Origin of the sequence: Clostridium tertium (assembly GCF_902652255.1) — a bacterium.
Lineage (GTDB): Bacteria > Bacillota > Clostridia > Clostridiales > Clostridiaceae > Clostridium > Clostridium tertium_A.
The window spans coordinates 1-25,657 of record NZ_CACRTO010000034.1 but is presented as its reverse complement, the minus strand read 5'-3'; the positions used below and the strand labels follow the sequence as shown (position 1 = coordinate 25,657).

Here is a 25,657-nt window from a genome sequence, read left to right as displayed (position 1 = left end):
AGGTTTAAAGCTTGACATAAAGATATGTATTATAGCCTCTTTTGCAGTAGCTTTTTTATTTTAACATAAATATACTAATTCTTCATATTTTTATATAAAATTAATAAATTATTCTACTTAAAGGAATAATGAAAAAGCATAATAAATTTTTAGCTTAATAATTATTACTAATTACAAAACATGAATATTACCTCTAATATACATTGAAATTATCGGTAGTTATTGATATAATTAAAGTCTGTTTTGAAAAAATGATTAACTTTATATAGAATTTTTGGAGGGTTTAAAATGCCAAAGAGAATAGCCATATTAGGTGGTCCGAGATGTGGGAAAACTACTTTAATACAACAACTTTATGTTGATATGAAGATTAGAGACTTAAATGTTGGAGTAGCAACAGAATACAGTACTGATTATTTAAGAGATAAGGGAATGATAGAAAATATTGCAGAACAATATGGAATTTATTTAGGACAACTTCACTTAGAAAATAGCTTAAATGAATTTGATTATGCAATAACTGACTATGCAACTTTTGTTCCATATATATACGGAAGATTTATGCTTGGAGACAAAAAGAGAACAGCAAAGGAAATTGAAATCCTAAAAGACTTATACATACTTGCATTAAGAGATTTACCTAAATATGATCATATTTTCTTTGTTCCAAGAGAATTTGGTTATACAAAAGATGGAGTAAGATGGCAGGATGAAGAAGTAGCCCAAGCTGTAGATAATGCTATCTTAAGTTTCTTAGAAGCAGAAAATGTAAAGTATCAATTAATAACTGGATCTACAAAAGAGAGATCTGAAAAAATACTTGAGATTTTAGATCTAACTGAATCTAAGTAATAATTTTAGAAATTATTGATATAATTAAATAAGATATTTATTGGTCGCTACTCCCAAATGGCGGGATATAAAAAGGGAGTTGGTACTACTTATAGCCAACTAAAAATGAGTGTAGCAACCGAGCAACTGCTACTAAAAAGATATATGCTTATGCTAGAATTATCGTAAAGCTCGGGTGATTAATTTTAGGGGATATGCCCTAATTATAAGATTTAAGAAGCTACTATTTTGCAACTAAGGTTACGAAATAGTAGCTTTTTATATTCTATACTTCCACTTTAAGTTCTTAATTCTTAATTTTGGCTATTTGTGCGACAGCACCTTAAAGTATTTGGTATAATGTAACAAATGGATAATTATAATTTATTAGTCAGTATATACTTATAAGGGGATAATTATATGAAGAAGATTAAAAAAATTAGTATTATTGCTTTAATTTGTTGCTTACTATTTATTGTCATAAGTTTTATTTCGCCTAGAAATTTATATGGAAAATGGTATTTATATAAGGGAAGTGATATAAATGCTGATTCTTATATAGACAAGAAACTGAATCAGAAGGATTATATAGAGATTTCAGAAGGATCTATGAAGGAATTTAGAAGTGATGGCAAAGATGGAGTCGGTGATCTGAAAGTAAGAGGTAGCAAGATATATAGTGGTGATACAATATTTAAATATAAGGTAAATGAAATTGGAGAACATAAGGTTTTAGAGTTAGAAGTAATAGGATATGACAATGGTCATGAAAAATGGTCTGCTGAAAATGGTGAGAAATACACATATGTATTTGATAAAAATGTTAATTTTGAATAATAAAGACATAAATTATTACATTATTAATAATAATTTAAATTAGGTTGTCTTATTATTGAGATAGCCTAATTTAACTTAGTAAATCAATAGTTTAATCTAACAGAGATTAAACTTAAAATATATAAGTATTGCAATAAAAGTAGGAGGGGAAATATGACTAAAGTTTATTTAACTAGACATGGAGAAACAGAATGGAATGAAAAAGGTATAATGCAAGGTTGGGGAGATTCTCCTTTAACTGAATTAGGTAAGAAACAAGCAGAATGGCTTGGAGAAAGAATAAAAGATTTACATATTGATGTTATATATACAAGCCCTATTGGAAGAGCATTAAATACTGCTAAAATAGTTAGGGGAGATAGGGATATACCCCTAATTGAATATGATGGATTAAAAGAAATACAAATTGGTGGCTGGGAAGGCTTAAACCAAGAAGAAATGAAAAGTATAAGTGAAGAAAACTATTATAATTTTTGGAATGTACCATCAAAATATATTCCAACAGGAGATGGAGAAACTTTTAATGAAGTTAAAGATAGATCCTTTAAAGCAATAAGTGAAATAATAGAAAAGGAAAAGGGAAAAACCATATTAATAGTAACTCATACAATTACTTTGAAATCTTACTTAGCAGCATTAGAAAAAAGAGATATAGATACATTGTGGGACGAGCCATTTATAAAGCAAACAAGCCTTACAGAAATTAATTTTACTGATGAGGGATATGAAATTCCGTTACTAGCATGCATGAAGCATCATAAATATTCAAGGAAAGAATTCAATGAATTTGAGTAAAATATAATTGTTCTCTATTCTTTGTTCCGTCGCAAGCTCCAAGTCACACGAATAGAGAACAATTATATTTTCTGTTTTCTTTGCATTTTATTTCATTCCATGTTTTCTGAATGCTAAAGGTGTCTTCCCATGGACTTTTTTAAACATTTTTATAAAGTTTCCTGTGTAATTATATCCAAGGGTTTTTGATATTTCTTCTATGGTTAATTCTGTAGTAGAAAGTAAATTTTCTGCCATTGCCATCTTTATTGAGGTAGTGTATTCACTTATTGACATATGATACTTTGCAGAAAAGCCAGCTTTTAATTTTTGTTCATTTAAAAATACCATCTTACTTAAAGCACTTATAGTAGGTGGATTACAGGCTTCTTTAGTTAGTATTTCATAAGCTTTTTGGATTGCATTAGCATCTGAGGCAGTTAATTTAATATATCTATCTTTTCCTATTTTAATTTCTCCATGATTTAATTGATTAGTAAAAGTGTTTTTAGGAGAAGAAAAGACCTCTTTAGAGAGTAGGGCAATACACTCTAGAATTTTACTTTCCAAATATAAAGGGGTTAGCTCATTTGCCTGAGATAAATTTCTTATGTTTTGAATAATAGTAGCTATTTCTAATGGTAGATAGCTATATGTATAGTTGTAGATAAAGATATCAAAGTCTATTGATTTTGGGAAATTAGGCTTAATAACCTCATCAAAGTATTTTTTATATATAGTAATTTCAGCTCCATGAAAGTGTTGACCTTTCTTCCAAACTTGTCTACCTTTTAAAGCCTTCTCAATAACAAAAAAAGAGGAAGGAGTAAATGAGGATACAGGATTATTTTCAATTTCAAACTCTGTAACTCCAGAATAAACAGTTCCAAACCTCATTATTTCTTCTTTGTGATTAAAGGAAATAGAAAAATCCTTTGCTATTGTATAATCACCAATCCCAAAAGTATAGTAATTATCTCTAGAATATTCTATTAAAAATCCCAGTTCAGGATTATTTTCATTTCTATAAATAGTATAGTTACCTTCATTAAAATTTGAAAAAGTCATATTTTTTAAAACTAATTCTTTAAATTCCTTAGTAGATCTTGATTTCATTTTTCCTCCATTTTTCAATAAGAACTAATAATAAATATAAGTAAAAGGGGAGATAATAATCTTAATATATTATACCAAATAATTATCCTAATAGATGTTAAAATTATTAAAATAGTTGCAAAGGTTGAATTGAGAATGAATATCACATACAATTACAACAGAAGAAAAAGTACAGAAGTTAAGGCTTAGACCTTTTGGTTAATAGAAATTGAAATTCAGAATAATTGAATTTCTAAATTTAGTTTCAAAATAAATAGAAGAGGTGTAAATATGAAGAAAAATTTATTAAAGACATTAGTAGTATCTTGTTTAACTGCAGTAATGTTAGTGGGATGTGGCACTGGAAAGAAAGCTGAAGAAGGAACTTCATCAGGAAATACTATAACAGTTACAGATGTAAGAGGTGAAGTTGAAATTCCAGAAAATCCTCAAAGAATAGTAGATTTAAGTGGTAATAGTGATATTTTATCAGTTTTAGGATATAAGGTTATAGGAACAGCTAATAGTGATGCCTATGATTACACTAAATTCCCTTCATATTTAGAAGAGACTTTAAAGGGAGCAGAAATTTTAGGTTATAGCATGCAAGACACTATGGATGTAGAAGCAGTTATGAACTTAAACCCAGATTTAATAGTTATATCAACAGTTCAAGAAAAAATGTATGATCAATTAAGTGAAATTGCTCCAACAGTTATGATTCAATTAGAAGCTTTAGATTGGGAAGAAGATGTTAAAGCTTTAGCTAAGGTATTTAAGAAGGAAGCAGAAGCGGATAAATGGTTAGAAACTTATGAAGATAAGGCTGAAAAAGCTGGAGAAAAGATTAAGGCTGAATATGGCGAAGATACAACTTACCTTTCATTCTTAGCAAGTGGTGGACAATTCTTTGTATTCGATAGTGCAGGTTTTGGTGAAGTATTATATGAAGATATGGACCTTAAGAAGCCAGAAGGAATGCCAGTTCAAAGTGATATTAGTCTTCCAGTAGTAACATATGAAGGATTAGCATCAATAAAAGCTGATTATATATTCTTAATTGCAACTAAAGAAGACTTAGCACAATTACAAAGTAATGCAATATGGAATAGCTTACCTGCAGTTAAAGAAGGAAAAGTAGTGGTGTTAGATTCTTCTCCATACTTTAACCAAGGATATAGCGTTATAGGTAAAGATTTATTAGTAGATGAAATAGGTGTAATGTTAAATGAAACAAAGAAATAAGGGTAATATAAATACAATAGTTTTTACAATTTGTAGTACCTTACTTTTAATATGTGGACTGATTCTAGCTGTTAGGCTAGGGTCTGTCCATATTGGCTTTTCAGAGATTTGGGATAGTATCTTTAATTATAGTGAAACTTTAGAACTTATGCTTGTAAGAGATGTTCGTATTCCAAGAGCTCTATCTGTACTATTTACAGGGGGAATATTAGGAGTAACAGGTGCAATGATTCAAGGTGTTACTAGAAATCCTATAGCTGAGCCTTCAATACTAGGTGTTAGCCAAGGAGCAACTTTAGTAATAGCAATATTTTATGCATTAGGAATAACAATAAATACAAGAAATGTTATGATAGCTTCATTTATAGGAGCTTTATTTACAGGACTTATAGTTCTAGCTTTTATATCTAAGAAAGCAAATAATAATTCAATTGCTAAGATATTACTTGCAGGAACAGCAATGAGCACATTTTTTGTATCACTAACAACTATAGTTGGACTTTTATCTAACCAAAGTCAAATGATAGGTTTTTGGGTATCAGGTGGATTTAGAAATGCTAGTTGGTCAGATTTTAATTTAGTTTTTATAATTGGGACAATAGGATTTATAATTGCAATTTTATTATCTCCTAAGATAAATATCTTAAGCCTTGGAGATGATGTTGCTATTGGACTTGGACAAAACCCTCAAAAAATAAGATTTACAACTCTTATGGTAATGATACCTATGTGTGCAGCAGCAGTAGCAGTTGGGAAAAACATAGCCTTTCTTGGACTTATAGTTCCACAGATAGTTAGAAAAATCCTAGGAGAAGATTATAGAAGAAATATACCTTGTGCATTTTTATTAGGTGCAACACTTTTAACATATGCAGATATAGCTGCAAGGATGTTGTTTGATCCATATGAAACTCCAATTGGAGTATTTACAGCCCTTATAGGAATACCATTTTTCATAGCAGTAGCAAGAAAGGAAAGAGGATAGATGAAGAAAAAAAGATTTAAAATAGCATTAATAATTCTATTAGTATTACTTGTTATATCCTTTTTCGTAACACTTTGCTGGGGAACATATAAGGTAACTCCTTTAGAAGTTATAAATACCATTCTTGGAAATGGAACTAAGATGCAAAAGGCAGCTATAATTAATTTAAGGCTTCCAAGAATGTTAGTTGGAGTATCAGTTGCAGTAGCTCTTTCAACAGCAGGAGCAATACTTCAAACAATAACTAAAAATGACTTAGCTGACACAGGAATTATAGGGATTAATGCTGGAGCAGCAGTCGCAGCAGTGTTATTTATTACATATTCAACAGGAAATTATTATAGTGAACTTGGACAGCTTTCAATATTTGTACTACCTTTTATGGCTATTGTTGGAGCTGGAGTAACTTCATTTATATTATATATGCTATCAAGTAGAAAAAGAGTTAGACCAAGAAGGCTGTTACTAATAGGTATTGGATTAAATGCAGGACTTAATGCTTTAATTACCTTCTTTACTTTTAGAGGAGGAGTTGGAGATTACAATAGAGTATTAGTTTGGACATCAGGTAGTCTTTGGGGAGCTGGATGGAGCTATGCCAAAGTTATAATACCAATAGTACTTTTAATGTTTAGTATAGTATTACTAAATCATAAAAAATTAGATGTTTTAAACCTTTCAGATGAGCTTGCAACAGGACTTGGACTTAATTTACAAAAAGAGAGAAAGAAGTTTTTAACCTTTGCAGTAATCTTAGCTGGAAGTGCAACTGCCTTTGCAGGTAATATTGGATTTTTAGGACTTATATCTCCTCATATAGCTAGGAAATTAGTTGGTCCATATCATAAGAACTTCATATCAATATCAGCAATTATAAGTACTATAATAGTTCTTCTTGCAGACGCAGTATCTAGAAATTTATTTTCTCCAATAGAGATTCCAGTAGGAATAACAGTATCAATATTTGGAGTACCATACTTTATTTATTTGATGATGAAGGAATAGAAAGTAAAGTAGCTATTATATATGAATTATTAACAGAATTAATCCTTAGACAGTATATATTTTTACTAGCTTTTATTTGTGTGGAGTACTAATTGAAGATAGTAATGATACAGACAAAAAAATAGTATTTAAGGAAGCTATAAATGAATTACTAAGATAAGAAAGAAATACTATTAAAAAATCTAAAATATAATTGATTTACTAAGATGAAAATAATACAGATAAGTAGATGAGATATATAAAGGAGCACGGTTATGGAAGCTATTAGTGTAAAGAATCTAAAAGTTGCATATGAAAAGAATACTATAATTGAAAATATGAGTTTAGCTATTCCAAAAGGGAAGATTAGCATAATAATTGGAGCTAATGGATGTGGAAAATCAACTTTACTTAAGACTATTGCAAGAGTGAATAAGCCTAAAGCTGGAGATATATTTATAAATAATAAGAACGTAAAAAAGATAAAAGAAAAAGATATAGCTAAAGAAGTAGCATTCCTGCCTCAAGGTCCAGTATGTCCAAGTGGTTTAACTGTAAGGGAACTAGTAGCATTTGGAAGATTTCCTCATCAAAAAATGATAGGTGGACTTAATACCCATGATAAAGAAGTTATTGATTGGGCAATAGAAGAAACAGGACTTTCAGAATTTGCAGATAGAGAAGTAGAAAATTTATCTGGTGGACAAAGACAAAGAGCTTGGATAGCAATGGTTTTAGCACAAGAAACAGATATAATTATGCTGGATGAGCCAACAACTTACTTAGATATGTCTTATCAACTTGAAGTATTAGAAGTTTTACATAGATTAAATAAAGAAAAAAATATTACAGTAGTTATTGTATTGCATGAACTAAACAATGCATGTAGATTTGCAGATAATATTATTGGACTTAAAAAAGGTGAAATTATCTGTGAAGGAAGACCAATAGATGTAATTAATAAAGAATCTTTAAAAGAAATTTACGGTATAGATGCAAATCTTCAAGTAAGTGAAAATGGAGAATATCCAGTATGTATGGAATATGAATTGCTTAGGGAAGAAAGTGCTGTCACACAATGTAAAATTAAGAATGAATAATGAAGAATTAATGAAAAAACTCCATTAGGAGTTTTGAAAAGAACTTAATTTTAGTAATTCTGAAAGAATTACATCAATAATTCTTCATTCTTAATTTTTCATTCTTAATTGGAGCTGTTTGCCACAGCTATAAAAAGTGAGAAAAGAGTAATATCTTTAGTAGTATTAAATATAAGCTACTTAGGGAGGACAAATGAAAAATAAAAATTTTATAATAATAGTAATAGGGCAGATTATTTCCCTTTTTGGAAATGCAATTCAAAGATTTAGTATGTCCTTATACTTATTGGACTTTACAGGAAGCACAGCAACCTTTGCAAATATTTTAGCAATATCAACTATACCATATATTGTATTTGCACCTATTGCTGGAATGCTTTCTGATAAGATAAACAGAAAAAAGATAATGGTATATTTAGATCTTTTCTGCTCAGTTATTATTGGTATATATGCATTTATATTATTAAGAGGAAGAGATCATGAAATAATAGTAGCAACAGTAATGTTTATATTATCAATTTGCTACACATTATATGGACCAGCAGTTACAGCTTCTATTCCTCAAGTAGTTGAAGAAGATAAACTAACTTCAGCTAATGGAATAATAAATCAAGTAGGATCAGTAGTAAATTTTTTAGGACCAATATTTGCAGGGATTCTTTATGGACTAGTTGGAATAAAAGCAATAGTTATAATAAATGCTGTAAGTTTCTTATTATCAGCTATAATGGAAATGTTCTTAGATATACCTGATGTTGAGAAGAGGTTAGAAGATTCTGTGGGAGAAGATACTGAAGGCAGAGTTTGTCCAAGCAAAGAAACAAAAGTATTCTCCATGAGCTTTATAAAAAACTCATTTATAGAGATGAAAAACAGTTTTATCTATTTAAAGAAGGAAAAGAAAATAGTTTTAGGGATTATAGCTTCCTATGCTATGTGCAATATATTCTTAGTACCTATTTTATCAATAGTTGCACCTTATTTTATTAATGTATTCTTAGGATTACCTTCAGAAGTTTATGGAATAGTAGAGGGAATATGCGTTTTAGGAATGATATTAGGTGGACTATGGATAAGTGTAAAGCCAAAGATGTTTTCTATGAAAAAGGCACATTATACTTATTTTCCAATGCTTTTTGGAGTTGTATTAATGTCAAGCTTAGGAGTATTAAAAGTAGGTAATTATGCTTTAGCAGGAGTTTTTGCAGTAGGAGGGCTGGCTATAATGCTATCATTGTCTTTATCTAATGTATTGACTCTAACTTATATACAAAAGGAAGTGCCTCAAGATATGCTTGGAAGGGTATCAGCTTTTTCAACAGCAGTAGCAACTATAAGTGTAGCCCCGGGACAATTGCTTTATGGACAAGTAATAGATGCTGGCGTAACTATAGGAACAATATTATTTGTAACAGCAATAATTAATGTAGGATTAATTATGTTTATTAAGTGGAATGTAAGAAAATTATAAGAAATAAAGTCAAATATAATGGGAATATATATATAGTTACTGAAATTGATGAAGAATTTAGTAATGAATATGAAATAATAAATCCATGCATTAAGAGGTTAGTGCATGGATTTTAATTATAATAATTTGTAGTTTAGATTCATATGAATAGAGTTTTCTTTAAAGTCGACATTCACATGAATCTAAATATAATTTGTAAGAAAGGCCTTATTAATATTACTCGTAAGTTGAGTTGGAGCATAGCGAAGAAAACTTAGCATATTATTAACAAGCTCTTGAACTAATACTAAATCTATAGAATAAAAAAATACATTTTAAATTTACTAACTTTAGGGTATAATGAATAACTAGAGAAATAGAGATTTAACTAAAGTAACGTCAATTTTGATTTAAGGAGGAAAAGCCGTTGGCAGATTATATAAGTGAAATAGAAAAGAGAAGAACCTTTGCTATCATATCTCACCCGGATGCAGGTAAGACTACATTAACAGAAAAGTTCCTATTATATGGAGGAGCTATTAGACTTGCAGGATCAGTAAAGGCAAGAAAGGCTTCAGCTCATGCAGTATCTGACTGGATGGAAATAGAAAAACAAAGAGGTATTTCAGTTACTTCATCAGTAATGCAATTTAATTATAGAGGACATTGTATAAATATATTAGATACACCAGGTCACCAAGATTTCTCCGAAGATACATATAGAACACTTATGGCTGCAGATAGCGCAGTTATGGTAGTAGATGGAGCAAAAGGTATAGAAGATCAAACTAGAAAACTATTCCATGTTGCATCCCTTAGAGAAATGCCTATCTTTACATTTATAAATAAGTTAGATAGAGAAGCTAAGGATCCATTTGAATTATTAGAAGAAATTGAAAATGAACTTGGAATAAAGACATACCCTATGAACTGGCCAATTGGTTCAGGTAAGGAATTTAAAGGTGTTTATGAAAGAGATAATAATAGAATTATTGCTTTCTCAGCTGGAAACCATGGTCAAAGTGCAGTAGATGCAATTGAAGGAGCAGTAGATGATCCAAGATTTAGAGAAATTCTAGGGGAAGCTCTTCATGATAAGTTAATGGAAGATATTGAACTATTAGATATAGCTGGAGATGAGTTAGATATAGAAAAAGTTAAATCTGGAGAATTAACACCAGTATTCTTTGGATCAGCTTTAACTAACTTTGGTGTAGAGCCATTCTTAGAGCATTTCTTAGAAATGACTTCAGCACCACTTCCAAGAAACTCAAGTATTGGAGAAATAGATCCTTTTGATAATAATTTCTCAGCTTTTGTATTTAAGATTCAAGCTAATATGAATAAGGCTCATAGAGATAGAATTGCATTTATGAGAATTTGTTCAGGGAAATTTGAAAAAGGTGCAGATGTTTATCATATGCAAGGTGGTAAGAAGATTAAACTTTCTCAACCACAACAATTTATGGCTCAAGATAGAGAAATAGTTGAAGAAGCATATGCAGGAGATATAATTGGGGTATTTGACCCAGGTATATTCTCAATAGGAGATACTTTATGTGCTCCATCTAAGAAATTTAAATTTGAAGGAATTCCAACCTTCGCGCCAGAACACTTTGCAAGAGTTAGACCAGTAGACTCCATGAAGAGAAAACAATTCGTAAAAGGTGTTACTCAAATAGCTCAAGAAGGAGCAATCCAAGTATTTAAAGAATCATTTGTAGGAATGGAAGAAATAATAGTTGGAGTTGTTGGTGTACTTCAATTTGAAGTTCTAGAATACAGACTAAAGAATGAATACAACGTTGATATAAAGATGGATAGACTTCCATTTAGATATGTAAGATGGATAGAAAATAAAGATATAGATATGGAAAAGTTAAACTTAACTTCTGATGCGAAGAAGGTTAAGGACTTTAAGGATAGAAACATTATAATATTCCAAAATGACTGGGGTATAAGCTGGGCTCTAGATCACAATAAGGGCTTAGTACTATCTGGAGTAGGTAAGAGCGAAGATTAGTCATAAAATATGCAGTAGTATATAGCATATTATGCTCAGCCGACCTCGTAAACTCCAAGTCGGCTCACACACAATATGTTATATACTACTTGAATTGTTTTATTTTGTAAACTCAATGCTACTAAAGGAAAAAACTCCTGACGGAGTTTTAAATAGCGAAAAATTAGTAGTAAAATGCGAGGCGTTTTATTAATGGAAGAATGAAAAAATTAAAGAATGAAAGAATGCATATAAAAAATCTTTACAGATTTTTTTTAGGTAATCTTTAAAACAAAGGAGGTTTTGCATAGCAAAACCTCTTCCTTCATTTTTTCATTCTTTCATTATCTCCATTTTTTCATATTAAAATGCTTCGCATTTTAAAACTTTAAATAATATATGGAAGATTTATTGTGTTTTAAGAAAGATATAATACTAGATATAATATAATATAAATATTAAACTTAAAAAAATACAAAAAATACAGATAGATACATAAAAATACAGAAATTTCTGTTGAAAATTATATTTATTTACAATATGATTGTTGAAATTGTACTGGTATATTGTTAATCTATATAGTGAAAGGAGGGATAAGGTTGATATCAAAGAAGATAAAGAAGATAGTTGCACAATTACTTTTAGTAGCATTTATACTTCCGAACGTGACTGTAAATGCTGTTACAAATAATTTACCAAAGAGTAAAGTCGAATCAACAGCTATAACAGAGGAAAACGGACAATCTACAAAAGTGGAGGAAAACGGACAATCTACGAAGGTGGAAGAAACAGCAGACACTTCAAAAACCGATGAAAAGGTTAATAATCAATCTACGGAAGAAAAGAAGGAAAATACTGAGGAAACCAACACTGGAGAGGTGAAAAATGAAGAAGAAGTAGAAGAAAAGAAGGACGATACTTCATCAAAAACTAATCCAGAAGAGGCTAAAGTAGAAGAAAAGAATAATACTTCATCAGAAGAAAAGAGTAATAACAATACTACTAATGTAGACGAGAAGAAGGTTAGTGAGGAAGAAACATTAAAAGGGAAAACATACTCTAAAAGAAAAGCTTATAATCCAATGGCAAGGAGTGTTGTCCCTTATACAATTGAGGAAGATAGAGAAGAATTTAGATTAAAGCAAGAAGTTGTTGAAAATTTAGAGGTTCTTGTTCCTATGACAGATAAGGAGTATGAATTAACTATAGCTAACGCTGACGGAAGTTATGAATTCTTAAATGCTTATGATGATATGTCTCAAGCTGTTAATGAAGCAAAAAGTATTCCAGAAAGCAAACTAAAATCTACTCAGCAACCAGCAGTAATAAACTCATATGGACAAGTAGTATATACTACAAACCAAATGGCTAGAATTTTAAGATATGTTAATAATGTTAATTCTGCTGGAAATGTTAATATTTACTCTGATGCTTCATTAAAAAATTCTATAACATATATAAATCAAGGATTTATTGAAGATGCTCCAGTGTTAGATGTAAGTGGAAATGCTGCTAAGATAATGGTTAATGGACTTACTGGATGGATTAATAATAATAAAGCATCAGGAACTTACGATATGGTAATAGTACCATTGAAGCAAGTTAAAAACCCAAGTTATTATACAGTAAAGGGTGGAGAGTTAGTACACTTTATTAGTTATGATATGTTAGGATCATCAGGTTTTTCTAAAACTATTGGAAAGGCACCAAGCTATTTAAAAGAAGGTGTTAGATACTTAAGTTATGATGGACAATATTTCTATCAATATGACTATAAGAATCAAAGTAGTATTGAAAGCACATTAAACAAGCTTATTAATGATTATAAAGCAGGTGTAAGGAATAATGCTGTAAATAAAAACAATGCTTTTTATTTATATTATTTAAACCTTCCATTTAGAAGTCAAACAATTTACTCTGCAGCAGATTTAAATAAATTTATAGATACTTATCCAAGCTTTGGAAGTGGCTCTAAATTGAAAAATTTAGGACAAGCATTTAAAGATGCAGAAAGACTTTATGGAGTCAATGCTTTATTAGCTTTAGGAGTATCTATTAATGAAACAGGTTTTGGAAATTCTGAAATAGCTAAAAATAAAAATAACTTATTTGGATTAAATGCAGTAGATTCTTCACCAGGTCAATCTGCAGATAGCTTTGCGACTCCAAAAGATTCAGTTATAGATTTTGCGAAAAATTGGATTTCAAGAGGGTATTCTGATCCAGCAGATTGGAGATATTTTGGTGGTTTCCTAGGAAATAAAAATAGAGGTGCCAATGTAAAATATGCTTCAGATCCATTCTGGGGAGAAAAAGCAGCTGGATATGCTTATTTAATAGATAAGACATTATCAGGTGGAATATCTAACTTAAAGGATACTAACTCTAAGCAAATTGGTATGGCTAAATCAACTAATAAAGTTATTAAGAAAAATGGTACTCTATTATATAATGTAACTAATGATACTAATCAATATGGTGCATATATTAATACTCCATTTGTTATTTCTAATATGCAAAAAGTAACTATAAATGGTAAGAGTTATTATGAGATTTATCCTGAAAGGAATACTCCAGTAGCAGGTGGAGGCCCAGGAAATAAGTATCATGGTAATTATAACTGGGGTGATAAAGGATATATAGAAGCTAAGGATATATCATTAGTAAATGTATATACTCCTCCAGTAGAAGTTAAATCTGGTATTAATAGATATGCTACAGCTGTTGAATTAAGTAAGAGTAGCTTTAACTCAGCTGAGACAATAGTAATTGCTAATGGTTATGCAATTCCAGATGGATTAACAGCAACACCTATGGCAAGCTATTTAAAAGCACCATTGCTTCTTGTTGAGAAGGACTCAATTCCGTCAGTTACTCAAAATGAGATAAAAAGATTAGGAGCAAAAAAAATAATAATAGTTGGTGGAACAACTGTAGTAAATCAATCTATAGAAAAGCAATTATATAATTTAGGTGTTAGCAAAATAACTAGATTAGGTGGAAGAGATAGATATGAAACTTCTCTTCAAGTTGCAAAATATATTGATTCTAATTTTTATGATGTGAATAATGTAGTAATTGCAAATGGATATGGAGAAGCAGATGCGTTATCTATTGCACCAGTTTCAGGAAGAGACAATATGCCTATTATATTAGTTGAATATAACAGCATACCAGGCAATGTAAATAGTTGGTTAAAGTCAGAGGGTTTAAATAATGCTTACTTAATTGGAGGTACAACTGTATTAAGTAATAATATTTTAAATAAAATAAACTCTATGACTAAGCAAAATATAGCTAATAATAGAATAGGTGGAGCTAATAGATATGATACCAATGCTAAAGTAATTGAAAAGTTCTATGGAACTACTACTAATAAAGTATATATTACTGAAGGGTTAGAATTAGCAGATGCATTAACTGCAGGACCGGTAGCAGCGTCAAATGGATCACCTATAGTTCTTGCTGAACATCAACTTACTTATACTCAAAAAGTTGTATTAGATAGAATGACAACTAATACAATAGTACAAGTTGGTGGTGTAGTACCTAAGAATGCTGTAAATAATTTAAGAGAGCTTTTAAGTAGAACTCAATAGCATAAAGAATATTTAATATATAAATTTAAATATTAATGAAATTTTATAGAAAAAAGAAGGTTGTAAGCAAATTTGTTTACAACCTTCTTTTTTCTATAATGCAGATAATAAATCTATTCTATTAGAAATAATTGGAATAATAATAAGTATATAACAATTATGTTAAATAATATATAATATACTTATATATTATGGAAGGTGGTATTAGGGTATGAGGGTTATTAACAAGAGAGTTATTGTTATTATTATGTTAGTTATGATTAGTATAATAATATTTAATGGATGTTTAAGCTATACAAAAGCTTCATTTTCAGAGGAAGAAGAAAGTATAAGTTATCTAAATGGTGTAAAAGCAGTAGATTATTCCATTGCTGGATTAGAAGAAATTAAAAATGACGTAATGATTGGTAAAAGAACAGAAACTGAATATTATATTAATTCTCTCAAGTTTATTTCAATATTTATGGCTACTAAAGATGAAAAATATTTAAAATATGCTAAGGAAGGAGCTGAATATGTATCGGAAAATACATCAGATATAGGTGTAGTTAACTTTTATAAAAGTGATAATATAAGTACAGCGGTAGATCAAGCTAGCGTGTTATATATGATTTCATATATAGCAATGGTGGATGATGAGTATATTGATTTAATGGAAAGACTGGCTGATGGAATCATTAATAATTTTATTAATGAAGATAATAATTTAGTGTGGGCTAAAGTAAATTCTATAACTGGAGAACCAATAAATGATAAGGATTATGGATATGAAAGTCAATTTAGTAACTATACTTTAAAGTCTGCACAGGCTTTGCTAATTGCATATAAATTTCTACCAGAAAAAATTCAATATAAAGAGAAAGCCTTAGATATATTAAATTCAATTTGGGAAAGAAGAGATAGTGAAACAAATTTAATCCCTGAATCTTGGGATGTATTATATGATCAGGCAGGTAGTAGATTGTACCCATATAATGATTTTAGATATGATGATATGGGAGGCGTTTATATAAGAACCTTAATGCTTGCTTATAACCTAACAGAGGATGATAAAATCATGGATATATTAAAAGTATATACACCAGCATTAGTTGATGGAATTTGGGATGAATCAATAAATGGGGGAGCCTTTAGATATCTTAATACTACTAAAGGTGAAACTTCAAGTACTCCTATGATTGAAACCATGCATGGATTATTTACAGCAACATTAATAGAAGCAAGTAAGTTAATAGATAATAAGGAAATACTAGATAAATGTATAGAAAATGCAGATAACATTCTAATAAATAGATTTGGAATTAAAAATAGTATGGTGCCACATGCTTTAGATAATGCAGGCAATTATTTAAATGTAAATAGTGACTCTCAATTAGGATACGCAGTAATACAATTTCCATTAGGATATAATATGCTTAGTAATGTTACAGGAAATGATGAGTATAGAAATATATCAGATGAATTAATAGAAACTTTTCTTGAAAGGCATAAATCTAATGGAGAAGAAATTCCTATAGGGTATATTGATAAGATTGAAACTATAGAGCCTTATGGATTAGAAGAAAACTATTCAAAGTCACATTGGATGAGTCAAATAACTTATCTGCCCTCTTACTTATTATACAATAGTATACAAATAGAAGGTGACGTTAAAATAAATTGGGAGTTTAATCAAGAGCCAAATGTTTTAGGATTAGTTGATGATATACCTATTTGGGATACTGATTTAGTAAGTATGGATTTAAAAAATAAAACTCTTAAATTAAAAGAAGTAACAGGAGAAGGAATAATTAATTTAGATTCAATAGGATTTGGGAAAATATCAAAGGTATTTATAGATGGAAAAAAATATCGTAAGTTTGCTGATAATGAGATAGAGATAAAGGAAGGAACACATTCTTATGAAGTAAGATGGTAAATTATATATCATAAAAATATATAAACTTGAATTTTGCTATTTAGAAATATATAATTGGAATAAAGAACAGGAATATAATAGTCTGAAAGGGTTGAAAATAATGGATAACGTAAAAAAGATACCTTTTTCTCCTCCAGATATAACTGAAGCAGAAATAAATGCGGTAGTAGAAGTTTTAAGATCAGGATGGATAACATCTGGACCTACATTAGCTAAATTCGAGGAAGAATTAGCTGATTATTGTGATGCTAATAAAGCAGTAGCTTTAAATAGTGCAACAGCAGCTATGGAACTAATATTAAAAGTCTTAGATATAAAAGAGGGGGATGAAATAATAACAACTCCTTACACATATACAGCTACTGCAAGTGTTGCGGTACACAGAGGAATAAAACCTATTTTTTGTGATGTTGCAAAGGATAGTTTCTTCATAGATTATGATAAAATTGGAGAGTTAATTACTGATAGAACTAAAGTGATTATGCCTGTAGACTTTGCAGGAGTTCCTTGTGATTATGATAGAATAAAAGCTGTTTTGAAAGAAAAAAATAGAGAAGATATAATAATTTTAGTAGACTCAGCTCATGCCTTTGGTGCAAAATATAAAGGGAAAAGGGTAGGAGCTCAATGTGATTTCCATAGTTTTTCATTCCATGCAGTAAAGAATTTTACTACTGCTGAAGGTGGAGCATTAACATTTAATAACAATAACTTCAATGGAAGAGAAAACTTATATCAAGATCTTAAGTTTACTTCACTTCATGGTCAATCAAAAGATGCTTTATCTAAGATGAAGGCAGGAGCTTGGGAATATGACATAATTACAGATGGCTTCAAATGTAATATGACTGATATAAATGCTGCTATTGGTAGAGTTCAATTAACAAGATATGAAGATATGTTAAAGTATAGAAAAGAGATATTTAATACTTATACAAGAATATTAGAAAAAGAAGATTTTTCTATAATACCAGTTACGGAATATGGTGAAGGAACTGAAAGCTCATATCACATATATCCTTTAAGAATAAAAGGCTTTAATGAAGAAAAAAGAAATATACTTATTCAAAAGTTAGCTGAAAAAGGAATTTCAACTAATGTTCACTTTAAGCCACTACCAATGTTTACATTATATAAGAATTTAGGATATAAGATTGAAGATTATCCAAATGCATATGCACAATATGCTAATGAAATATCATTGCCTGTATATAGCACTTTAAAATTAGAAGATGTGAAATACATTGCTGAAGAATTGATTAAATTAGTTAAAGAAATATAAAAGATAGGTATTAAGCTAATAGCTTAATACCTATCTTTTTCTATATTCATAATTGATATAAAATGACCAGCGTAAAACCAATATATTAATGATATAAAGCTTATAATATACACTAAAGAACTTTCCATTAAATTTATAACAGGAATTGCAACTAATATACTTAATAGTATAGTATAAGTAATTTTTTCTCTGCTTTTCATTTTAGAAATTATATGTGTACCATATATAATAACAGAAGTAATAAAAAGTATTAGCATGAATGTTGCAATAAATCCATTTGTTGTTGTAACTTCCATGTATATGTTGTGGATTCCACCTTTTGTTACACCAATTAAATCTGCAGGTTGATTTTGAATTAATGTAGGTATTGTATTTGATGTTCCTATTCCACTAAAGAAAGAAAATTTGATGATTCTTATTGCAGCAATCCATATATATTCTCTTCCAGTAAAAATATAGTGAAGTGTACTTGAGTCTAAAGTAAATATAAATACTAAAGATAAAATAGGTAAGATAATTAATAATGCTCTTACAATATTATTCTTAATATATATGAATGCAAAAATGAATGCTAGAGAAAGTAATGCTAGGTATCCACTTCGGCCTCCAGAAAATATTAATGCAATAAATTGAATTATTGAGTTAATAATTAATAAAGTTTTTAACTTGCTATTTCTAGCTTTTGATATCATATATAGACTAATTAATATTGAAATTGCAGCAGATATACCAAATGCATTTTCATTATTAAATATACCCTTAAAAGTAATTAATTCTTCAACTCCATCAGCATTTATTATTAGTTTCTCTATATTTAATTTCAATGATAAAAGAATTATTGATATAGTTGAAGAAATAAAAGTAAAAGCAAGATATAAATATGAGTATATATCTATTTCTTTAATTAACTCTTTTTTAGTTTTATAATTATCAATTGAAAAAATTACAGTTAAAATAAGTAAATTAATTATCCAAGTTTTAAAGTTTAGAGTAGTTGGATATTTATAAATTGTAAAAAATAGCGTTACTGCTAAAAAAATATACAAGAAAATATTATATATATAAATCTTTCGCTTTTTCATAATAATTTGAATAAAGTTTATTAAGAATAGTAATGCTCCCCATACTAAACATATTTTATTTAGAAATTTAAAAATTGGCATTTGAAAAATAAGGGTAATATAAGATAAGCTTACTAATAAATATAATATTTTAAAATAAAAACTATTAGAGATTATTTTGTAAAGATTCTCTAAGTACTTATTCAAGTTAATTCAACTCCTTAATTATAATATTTATTACATTTTAGCATTTATTGTTAAGATAGTCTAAGAAATTTAATTAAATTATTGTATATGATAATAATTGTGGTAAAATAGTATTGTTAGTTTTTTAAACATAAAGGAGCGTATAAAAATGAATATACCTTTAATAGATTTAAAAGCTCAATATGAATCATTAGCAGAGGAATTAAAAGAGGCAACTCTTGGTATTCTAACTTCAGCTAATTACATAATGGGCAAAACTGTAATAGATTTTGAAAAAGAATTTGCTGAATATGTAGGCGTAAAGCATGCTATATCAGTAGGTAATGGAACAGATGGATTAGTAATAGCATTAAAGGCTATGGGAATAGGAGAAGGAGATGAAGTAATAACAACTCCATTTACATTCTTTGCTACAGCTGAAGCAATATCAGCAGTAGGAGGAACTCCAGTATTTGTAGATGTAAATAAAGATACTTTTAATATAGATGTAACTAAGATAGAAGAGAAAATAACTTCTAAGACTAAGGCTATAATGCCAATTCATATTTTTGGTCAAAGTGCAGATATGGATGAAATAAATGAAATTGCAAAGAAGCATAACTTATTAGTTATAGAAGATGCTTGCCAAGCAATTGGAGGAAAGTATAAAGGAAGAAACGTTGGATCTTTAGCGGATGTAGCAGTATTTTCATTCTTCCCAACTAAGAACTTAGGCTGTGCTGGAGATGGTGGTATGATCGTTACAGATAATGATGATATTGCAATAATAGCAAAAGCACTTAAGACTCATGGTAGTGGAGAAAATGGTCAAAAGGCATATAACTTACTTAATAATATAGAAGAAGAAGTTCAAAAAGCAGAAGATGCTAACGATACAGTTTATAATCCATTAAAGTATTACAACTATTTAATAGGATATAATTCAAGGTTAGATGCAATTCAAGCAGCTATCTTAAATGTTAAAATAAAGGAAATAGATAATTGGAATGCTAAGAGAAGAGAAATAGCTGGAATTTATAATGAGGCATTACAAAATACTAATTTAGTAACTCCAGTAACTAGAGATTATGTAGAACCTGTTTATCACATGTATGTACTGCAATCAGAAAATAGAGAAGAAGTACTAGAAAAGTTAAAAGAAGCTGGAATTGCAACAGGAGTATATTATCCTGTACCATTACATCTTCAAAAATGTTATAAAAACTTAGGATATAAAGAAGGAGATATGCCAGTTTCAGAGTATTTATCTCATAGAACTTTTGCTATTCCAGTATATCCAGAGTTAACTAAAGAGCAAGTAGATTATATAATTAAAGAATTAAAAAATTAAGATAAAATGCGAGCATTTTATTAATGAAAAAATTAAATAATTAGAGAATTAAAGAATTAAAGAATGAAAGAATTAAGGATATGATTTCTTTGAAAGCATTTTTATTAGATGTTTTAATTAAAAATTAAAGAATGAACAGATTATAGAATTTAAAAATTTATAAAGTAATAAGTTTTGCATTGCAAAACCCCCTACATTTTTTCATTCTTTCATTACTTCATTTTTTCATTTTAATTTAGGAGGAAAAACAATGTCAGTTTTAAAGGATCAATTATTAGAAAAAATTAATAATAAAACTGCAAAAGTTGGTGTAGTTGGGTTAGGTTACGTTGGATTACCTTTAGCAGTTGAAAAAGCAAAAGCTGGATACGAAACTATAGGTTTTGATGTTCAAGATCAAAAGGTAGAAATGGTTAATAAAGGCCAAAATTACATTGGTGATGTAGTAGATACAGAACTAAGCGAATTAACTCAAAAGGGAATATTAAGAGCAACTACTGATTTCAGTTTTATAAATGATGTAGATACTGTATGTATTTGTGTTCCAACTCCGCTTGATTTATATAAGCAACCAGATCTTTCTTATGTTGTAAAATCAACAGAAAATGTTGCAAAATACCTTCATAAGGGAATGATAGTAATTCTTGAAAGTACTACTTATCCAGGAACTACTGAAGAAGTATTAAAACCAATACTTGAAAAGAGTGGATTAAAATGTGGAGAAGATTTCTTCTTAGCATTCTCACCTGAAAGAGTAGATCCAGGTAACAAGCACTTTAATACAAAAAACACTCCAAAGGTAGTAGGTGGATGTACTGAAGAATGTACTGAAGTTGCAGCTGCTTTATATGAAAATGTATTAGAAGGAGAAATTCATAGAGTTTCTTCACCAGCAGTAGCTGAAATGGAAAAGATATTAGAAAATACTTTTAGAAATATAAATATAGGATTAGCTAATGAAATGGCTATTCTTTGTAACAGAATGGGAATAGATGTATGGGAAGTTATAGATGCTGCTAAAACTAAACCATATGGATTTATGCCATTCTATCCAGGTCCAGGACTTGGTGGACACTGTATCCCTCTAGATCCTTTCTACTTAGAATGGAAGGCTAAGGAATATGATTACCATACTCAACTTATTGAAACTTCAGGAATGATAAATGATAAGATGCCAGACTTTGTTTTAGAAAATATCATGAAGATATTAAATAAGCATAAGAAAGCATTAAATGGCGCAAAAGTTTTAGTTATGGGATTAGCTTATAAGAATGATATAGATGATTATAGAGAATCTCCATCATTTAAAGTAATAGAATTATTAGAAAAGAATGGTGCAGAAGTTATAGTTAATGATCCTTTCTGTGCAACAGCTAAGTACAAGGGTAAAACTTATCATTCAGTAGACTGGAAAGAAGTAATAGATGAATCAGATATAGTAGTTATTACTACTGGACACACAGTTTATGAATATGAAGAAATAGTTGATAGAGCTAAGGTAGTATATGATACAAGAAATGCTACTAAGAATGTTGTAAACAATAGAGAAAAAATATATAAATTATAATAAATAATAAAAGGTGCCTAGAGGCACCTTTTATTTATGTCTGTATTTAATCACTTTTGCTGGATTACCTCCAACTATTGCATAAGGTTCTACATCCTTAGTTACTATAGAACCAGCACCAATTACGGCTCCATTGCCAATATGTACTCCAGGTAAGATTATAGATCTTGCGCCAATCCAAACATCATCCCCAATTTTTACTTCTTCAATTTCTGTTTCACCTTGATGATACATAGGAATATCAACCCTATCATATCTATGATTTCTAGTGTAAATTTGAACATCAGGGCCCATTAAAACATATTTCCCTATTGAAGTAGGACCTTGAATAAAGGCATTAACTCCTATTCCTGAATTATCTCCAACACTTATATTAGAATCAAAGGTAGCCTTAGTTTCTATATTAACATTACTACCAATGCTAGTAATAAAATTTTTCACTAAGAAATATCTAATACTCTTAGCTCCGAAAGATATTTTGGAAAACGATTCAGGAAGTCTTCTGCCAATAAATAGATACAAAATTTTATATACGCTTTTCATTAGTTAAATCACCCTTGAATATTATATTATGTAAAGCGATATTTGAGAAGAAAAATTTTCTATAAAAAGATAATAAGAAGGATGCTGTCGCACAATGAAAAATTAAGAAAAAAATTAAGAATTAATAAAAAACTCCCTTGGGGGAGTTTTTTTATTGGAACTTAAATTTAATTAATTTGGAACAAATCACATCAACAATTATAAATTATAATTTATGCATTAATAACAAACTCCTCGATAGCTTTTCCAACTCCAGAGTTATTATTTGTGTCTGTAATATAATCTGCAACTTCTTTTACAATATCTAAGGCGTTCCCCATGGCAACACCAATTCCAGCGTATTTAATCATTGAGATATCATTTTCTGAATCTCCTATGCACATAACTTCATCAGGTTTAATTCCTAAAGTCTTTGCAAGATGAGCTACAGCATTACCCTTAGAAGAATTACCCATCATAACTTCGAAGTTATTGTCTCCTGAGCTAACTACATGAAGCTTATCACCGAAGAAGTCTTTTAGTTCTTGTTTAGCAGCCCAAAGATCATCTTTATTTTCTCTATCTTCTATGACTATCCCCTTAAGGATATTTCCTTCAAACTCTTCTAAAGTAGCAATAATATCTTCACATACTAAAAACTTTACTTTTTTTTCTTCTGGTAAGTTTTTATTCATAATGTAATAAGCATGAGTTTCAGGAATAAAGTACTCCCTTATTAAAGTATCCCAACTATTGAAGTTAACAGTTAATCCATGCTTTTTAACAATATTATAAATTTCTATAGCAACATCCTTTGGCATAGGATTTTCTAAAATTGCAATATCATCATATTTGTTTTTAATATAAGATCCATTAGAAGCAATAACTGGAGTATTTATTCCAATTAAGTCAGAATAATATCTTGCAGAGCAAAATAATCTTCCAGTAGTAATAGCTACGTTAACTCCAAGCTCCCTAGCCTTCTTTAAGGTTTCTTTATTTCTTTCACTCACTTCATGATCACTATTTAATAAAGTCCCATCCATGTCTATACAAACTAATTTAATATTTTTTTTCAATGCCTCTACCTCCTTAAGGGAAAAGACTTAAAATTTCCCTATAAATAGTATAAGCCAAAAATCGAAAAAATAAAAATTATATTGAAATTAATTATCAGTAAAATATGTAAAAAAATTCAAAATAGGGGTAGCGAATAGAACGTGTGTTTGCTATAATATAAATAAGGAAAAATTATATAAAAAATAAAAGGTAAATAAAATATAAATTTATGAAAGGGAGGATAGTAGGGTATAGGCCTTACTGAAGGATGATTATGATAGATATTAAAGAATTAGTGATCAAAGCTAAAGAGGGTGACAATAATGCTTTGGAAGAAATAATAAAGAGACATGAACCATTAGTTTATAATACAATGATTAGCTTTTATATAAAAGGATATGATAAGGAGGATATAAAGCAAATTGCAATACTTTCCATAATAAAAGCAGTGAAGGGATGTAATATTGAATTAATTAATGGATTTTCAAGCTATGCTAAAGAAATAATACGAAATGATATATATAAGGAAATTACAAAGGCTGAAAAACAATATTATAGACATAAAGAATCTAATGAAATTGCAATGATAATAGATATAAAAGAAATTACAGATGAAAAAACTAATATAATTGAAGATTATATAAAAGCTGAAGATATAGAAATTCTTAAAAAAGAAATAAGCCTTTTAGAAGAAGAGGAAAGAGCTTTACTTAAGGCAATATATGTAGATAATATTACGTTAATGAAATACTCAAAAGATAATAATATAGAATATCATAAAGTAAGATACAAGAAAGACAAGATCCTAGAAAAGCTAAAAAAGAATCTTAAGAATATGTGATAAATAGATAAAAACGCACAATATTATTATGTTCAATCCTCCGTCGCCAGCTCCAAGTCGGTATTCACATAATAATATTGAGCGTTTTAGTATTTAATAACGATATTTATTATTAGTTTTGAAGTATAGTTTAATGTAATCCATCCGCATTAGTATGATTCATTTTTTTGATATTTAAGCACAAGATTTTATTCTAATATTAAGGACTTTAGTTTTGAAAGGGTTCGCTTTTTTAGACAGCTGCAGTAATAGTAGTCTTTTTCATTGGCTCTAGCGTATTTACTTAAATTAGGGGAGGAATTTTCTATATATAGAAATCTAATAATACCTAGTTCTTCATTATCTAAAGTCTTTAAAGCCTCTTTTAGTTTAGATGTTAGGATATTATTTATTGCAACATCCTCTAAAGAAAAACCTGTATCAATTAAAGCATCAGCAAAGCTTCTATCAGAATCATCATTAACAATATCTATACTAAGTTCATCATTAAATCTAGCTTCTTTTCTAATTAGGGCTCTATAGCAGTTTTTAATACTATAAGCTACATATGCAGTAAAACTTTTAGGAACCCTAGATAAATCAAATAGTTTAATAGCATGAAGTAAATTTGTAATTCCTATCTGAATAAGATCTTCATATGACCTATTTTTAATAAAAACTTTTTTTGATTCATTTATAATCAACGGAGAAAAGGAATTTATAATTTCATTTTTAGCATCTATATCTCCACTTTTAGCTCTTATTATTAATTCTTCCATAATATCACCTCATATTTTTTTCCGATCTGTTAAGTTATATGAACATTGCTCTTCTCAACCAAAGGAAATACAATAGGTTTGCGAAACTAAATAATACCCCCTTAGAAAAGGAGAGAAGAACAATGAACAAGACTAATATAAAATGCCCACGCTGTCATTCTGATAAACTATATAAGTTTGGTTTTAATAAGCAGGCTAAACAAAAGTATC

Annotated in this window: 21 protein-coding genes; 16 read left to right on the top strand and 5 right to left on the bottom strand. The window is 29.1% G+C overall.

The annotated features are described in order from the left end of the window. Window positions 1-288: 288 nt before the first annotated feature. From GPX08_RS12050 to GPX08_RS12040, 3 genes are all read left to right on the top strand, one after another. Window positions 289-852: an AAA family ATPase gene (locus GPX08_RS12050; RefSeq protein WP_156627051.1), complete on the top strand. Its 564-nt coding sequence runs from the start codon at window positions 289-291 to the stop codon at window positions 850-852. Between the two features lie 399 nt (window positions 853-1,251). Beyond that, window positions 1,252-1,668 carry a hypothetical protein gene (locus tag GPX08_RS12045; protein WP_156627050.1) on the top strand — a complete coding sequence of 139 codons (417 nt, stop codon included), beginning with the start codon at window positions 1,252-1,254 and terminating at the stop codon, window positions 1,666-1,668. Window positions 1,669-1,821: 153 nt separating this feature from the next. After that, the gene (locus GPX08_RS12040; RefSeq protein WP_156627049.1) at window positions 1,822-2,463 is read left to right on the top strand and encodes a histidine phosphatase family protein; all 642 of its coding nucleotides are present in this window, start codon (window positions 1,822-1,824) and stop codon (window positions 2,461-2,463) included. Between the two features lie 87 nt (window positions 2,464-2,550). On the opposite strand, the gene GPX08_RS12035 is transcribed toward GPX08_RS12040, so the two are convergent. Next, the gene (locus GPX08_RS12035; protein ID WP_156627048.1) at window positions 2,551-3,558 is read right to left on the bottom strand and encodes a helix-turn-helix domain-containing protein; all 1,008 of its coding nucleotides are present in this window, start codon (window positions 3,556-3,558) and stop codon (window positions 2,551-2,553) included. A 270-nt stretch (window positions 3,559-3,828) separates the two neighbouring features. Here GPX08_RS12035 and GPX08_RS12030 point away from each other — a divergent pair, with 270 nt between their 5' ends. The 9 genes from GPX08_RS12030 (at window position 3,829) to GPX08_RS11990 (ending at window position 18,102) form a co-directional block, all read left to right on the top strand. Further along, complete coding sequence (locus GPX08_RS12030) at window positions 3,829-4,782, top strand: ABC transporter substrate-binding protein (protein ID WP_156627047.1); 954 nt, start codon at window positions 3,829-3,831, stop codon at window positions 4,780-4,782. Beyond that, window positions 4,766-5,767 carry an iron chelate uptake ABC transporter family permease subunit gene (locus GPX08_RS12025; RefSeq protein WP_156627046.1) on the top strand — a complete coding sequence of 334 codons (1,002 nt, stop codon included), beginning with the start codon at window positions 4,766-4,768 and terminating at the stop codon, window positions 5,765-5,767. The genes GPX08_RS12030 and GPX08_RS12025 overlap by 17 nt, the downstream gene beginning before the upstream one ends. Then, a complete protein-coding gene (locus GPX08_RS12020; protein ID WP_156627045.1) occupies window positions 5,768-6,772 on the top strand; it encodes an iron chelate uptake ABC transporter family permease subunit in 1,005 nt (334 codons plus the stop codon). 254 nt (window positions 6,773-7,026) lie between these two features. Continuing rightward, window positions 7,027-7,851, top strand: coding sequence for an ATP-binding cassette domain-containing protein (locus GPX08_RS12015; protein ID WP_156627044.1), 825 nt, complete (start codon window positions 7,027-7,029; stop codon window positions 7,849-7,851). A gap of 193 nt (window positions 7,852-8,044) precedes the next feature. Then, the gene (locus tag GPX08_RS12010; protein ID WP_156627043.1) at window positions 8,045-9,322 is read left to right on the top strand and encodes an MFS transporter; all 1,278 of its coding nucleotides are present in this window, start codon (window positions 8,045-8,047) and stop codon (window positions 9,320-9,322) included. 406 nt (window positions 9,323-9,728) lie between these two features. Further along, complete coding sequence (locus tag GPX08_RS12005; protein WP_156627042.1) at window positions 9,729-11,324, top strand: peptide chain release factor 3; 1,596 nt, start codon at window positions 9,729-9,731, stop codon at window positions 11,322-11,324. Window positions 11,325-11,902: 578 nt separating this feature from the next. After that, window positions 11,903-14,902, top strand: a complete 3,000-nt coding sequence (locus GPX08_RS12000; RefSeq protein WP_156627041.1) for a hypothetical protein — start codon at window positions 11,903-11,905, stop codon at window positions 14,900-14,902. A gap of 211 nt (window positions 14,903-15,113) precedes the next feature. Beyond that, window positions 15,114-16,820: a hypothetical protein gene (locus GPX08_RS11995; protein WP_156627040.1), complete on the top strand. Its 1,707-nt coding sequence runs from the start codon at window positions 15,114-15,116 to the stop codon at window positions 16,818-16,820. A 100-nt stretch (window positions 16,821-16,920) separates the two neighbouring features. Then, window positions 16,921-18,102: an aminotransferase class I/II-fold pyridoxal phosphate-dependent enzyme gene (locus tag GPX08_RS11990; RefSeq protein ID WP_156627039.1), complete on the top strand. Its 1,182-nt coding sequence runs from the start codon at window positions 16,921-16,923 to the stop codon at window positions 18,100-18,102. A gap of 23 nt (window positions 18,103-18,125) precedes the next feature. Here GPX08_RS11990 and GPX08_RS11985 read toward each other — a convergent pair whose 3' ends face one another. Next, entirely contained in the window at window positions 18,126-19,370 is a 1,245-nt protein-coding gene (locus GPX08_RS11985) for a hypothetical protein (RefSeq protein WP_156627038.1), read from the bottom strand. A 148-nt stretch (window positions 19,371-19,518) separates the two neighbouring features. Between GPX08_RS11985 and GPX08_RS11980 the strand changes: the two genes are divergently transcribed. Next, the gene (locus GPX08_RS11980) at window positions 19,519-20,700 is read left to right on the top strand and encodes an aminotransferase class V-fold PLP-dependent enzyme (protein ID WP_156627037.1); all 1,182 of its coding nucleotides are present in this window, start codon (window positions 19,519-19,521) and stop codon (window positions 20,698-20,700) included. A 250-nt stretch (window positions 20,701-20,950) separates the two neighbouring features. Further along, on the top strand, window positions 20,951-22,267 hold the full coding sequence (locus GPX08_RS11975; RefSeq protein WP_156627036.1) for a nucleotide sugar dehydrogenase: 1,317 nt from the start codon (window positions 20,951-20,953) through the stop codon (window positions 22,265-22,267). A 30-nt stretch (window positions 22,268-22,297) separates the two neighbouring features. On the opposite strand, the gene GPX08_RS11970 is transcribed toward GPX08_RS11975, so the two are convergent. Both GPX08_RS11970 and GPX08_RS11965 read right to left on the bottom strand, forming a co-directional pair. After that, on the bottom strand, window positions 22,298-22,810 hold the full coding sequence (locus tag GPX08_RS11970) for a transferase (protein WP_156627035.1): 513 nt from the start codon (window positions 22,808-22,810) through the stop codon (window positions 22,298-22,300). 212 nt (window positions 22,811-23,022) lie between these two features. Next, window positions 23,023-23,868, bottom strand: a complete 846-nt coding sequence (locus GPX08_RS11965; protein ID WP_156627034.1) for a Cof-type HAD-IIB family hydrolase — start codon at window positions 23,866-23,868, stop codon at window positions 23,023-23,025. Between the two features lie 263 nt (window positions 23,869-24,131). On the opposite strand from GPX08_RS11965, the gene GPX08_RS11960 reads away from it, so the two are divergent. Further along, window positions 24,132-24,689: a sigma-70 family RNA polymerase sigma factor gene (locus GPX08_RS11960; RefSeq protein ID WP_156627071.1), complete on the top strand. Its 558-nt coding sequence runs from the start codon at window positions 24,132-24,134 to the stop codon at window positions 24,687-24,689. 188 nt (window positions 24,690-24,877) lie between these two features. Here GPX08_RS11960 and GPX08_RS11955 read toward each other — a convergent pair whose 3' ends face one another. Then, window positions 24,878-25,447: a sigma-70 family RNA polymerase sigma factor gene (locus GPX08_RS11955; protein ID WP_156627033.1), complete on the bottom strand. Its 570-nt coding sequence runs from the start codon at window positions 25,445-25,447 to the stop codon at window positions 24,878-24,880. Window positions 25,448-25,485: 38 nt separating this feature from the next. Between GPX08_RS11955 and GPX08_RS11950 the strand changes: the two genes are divergently transcribed. After that, on the top strand, window positions 25,486-25,657 hold a 172-nt coding region (locus GPX08_RS11950), incomplete at its 3' end, for a hypothetical protein (RefSeq protein ID WP_156626467.1).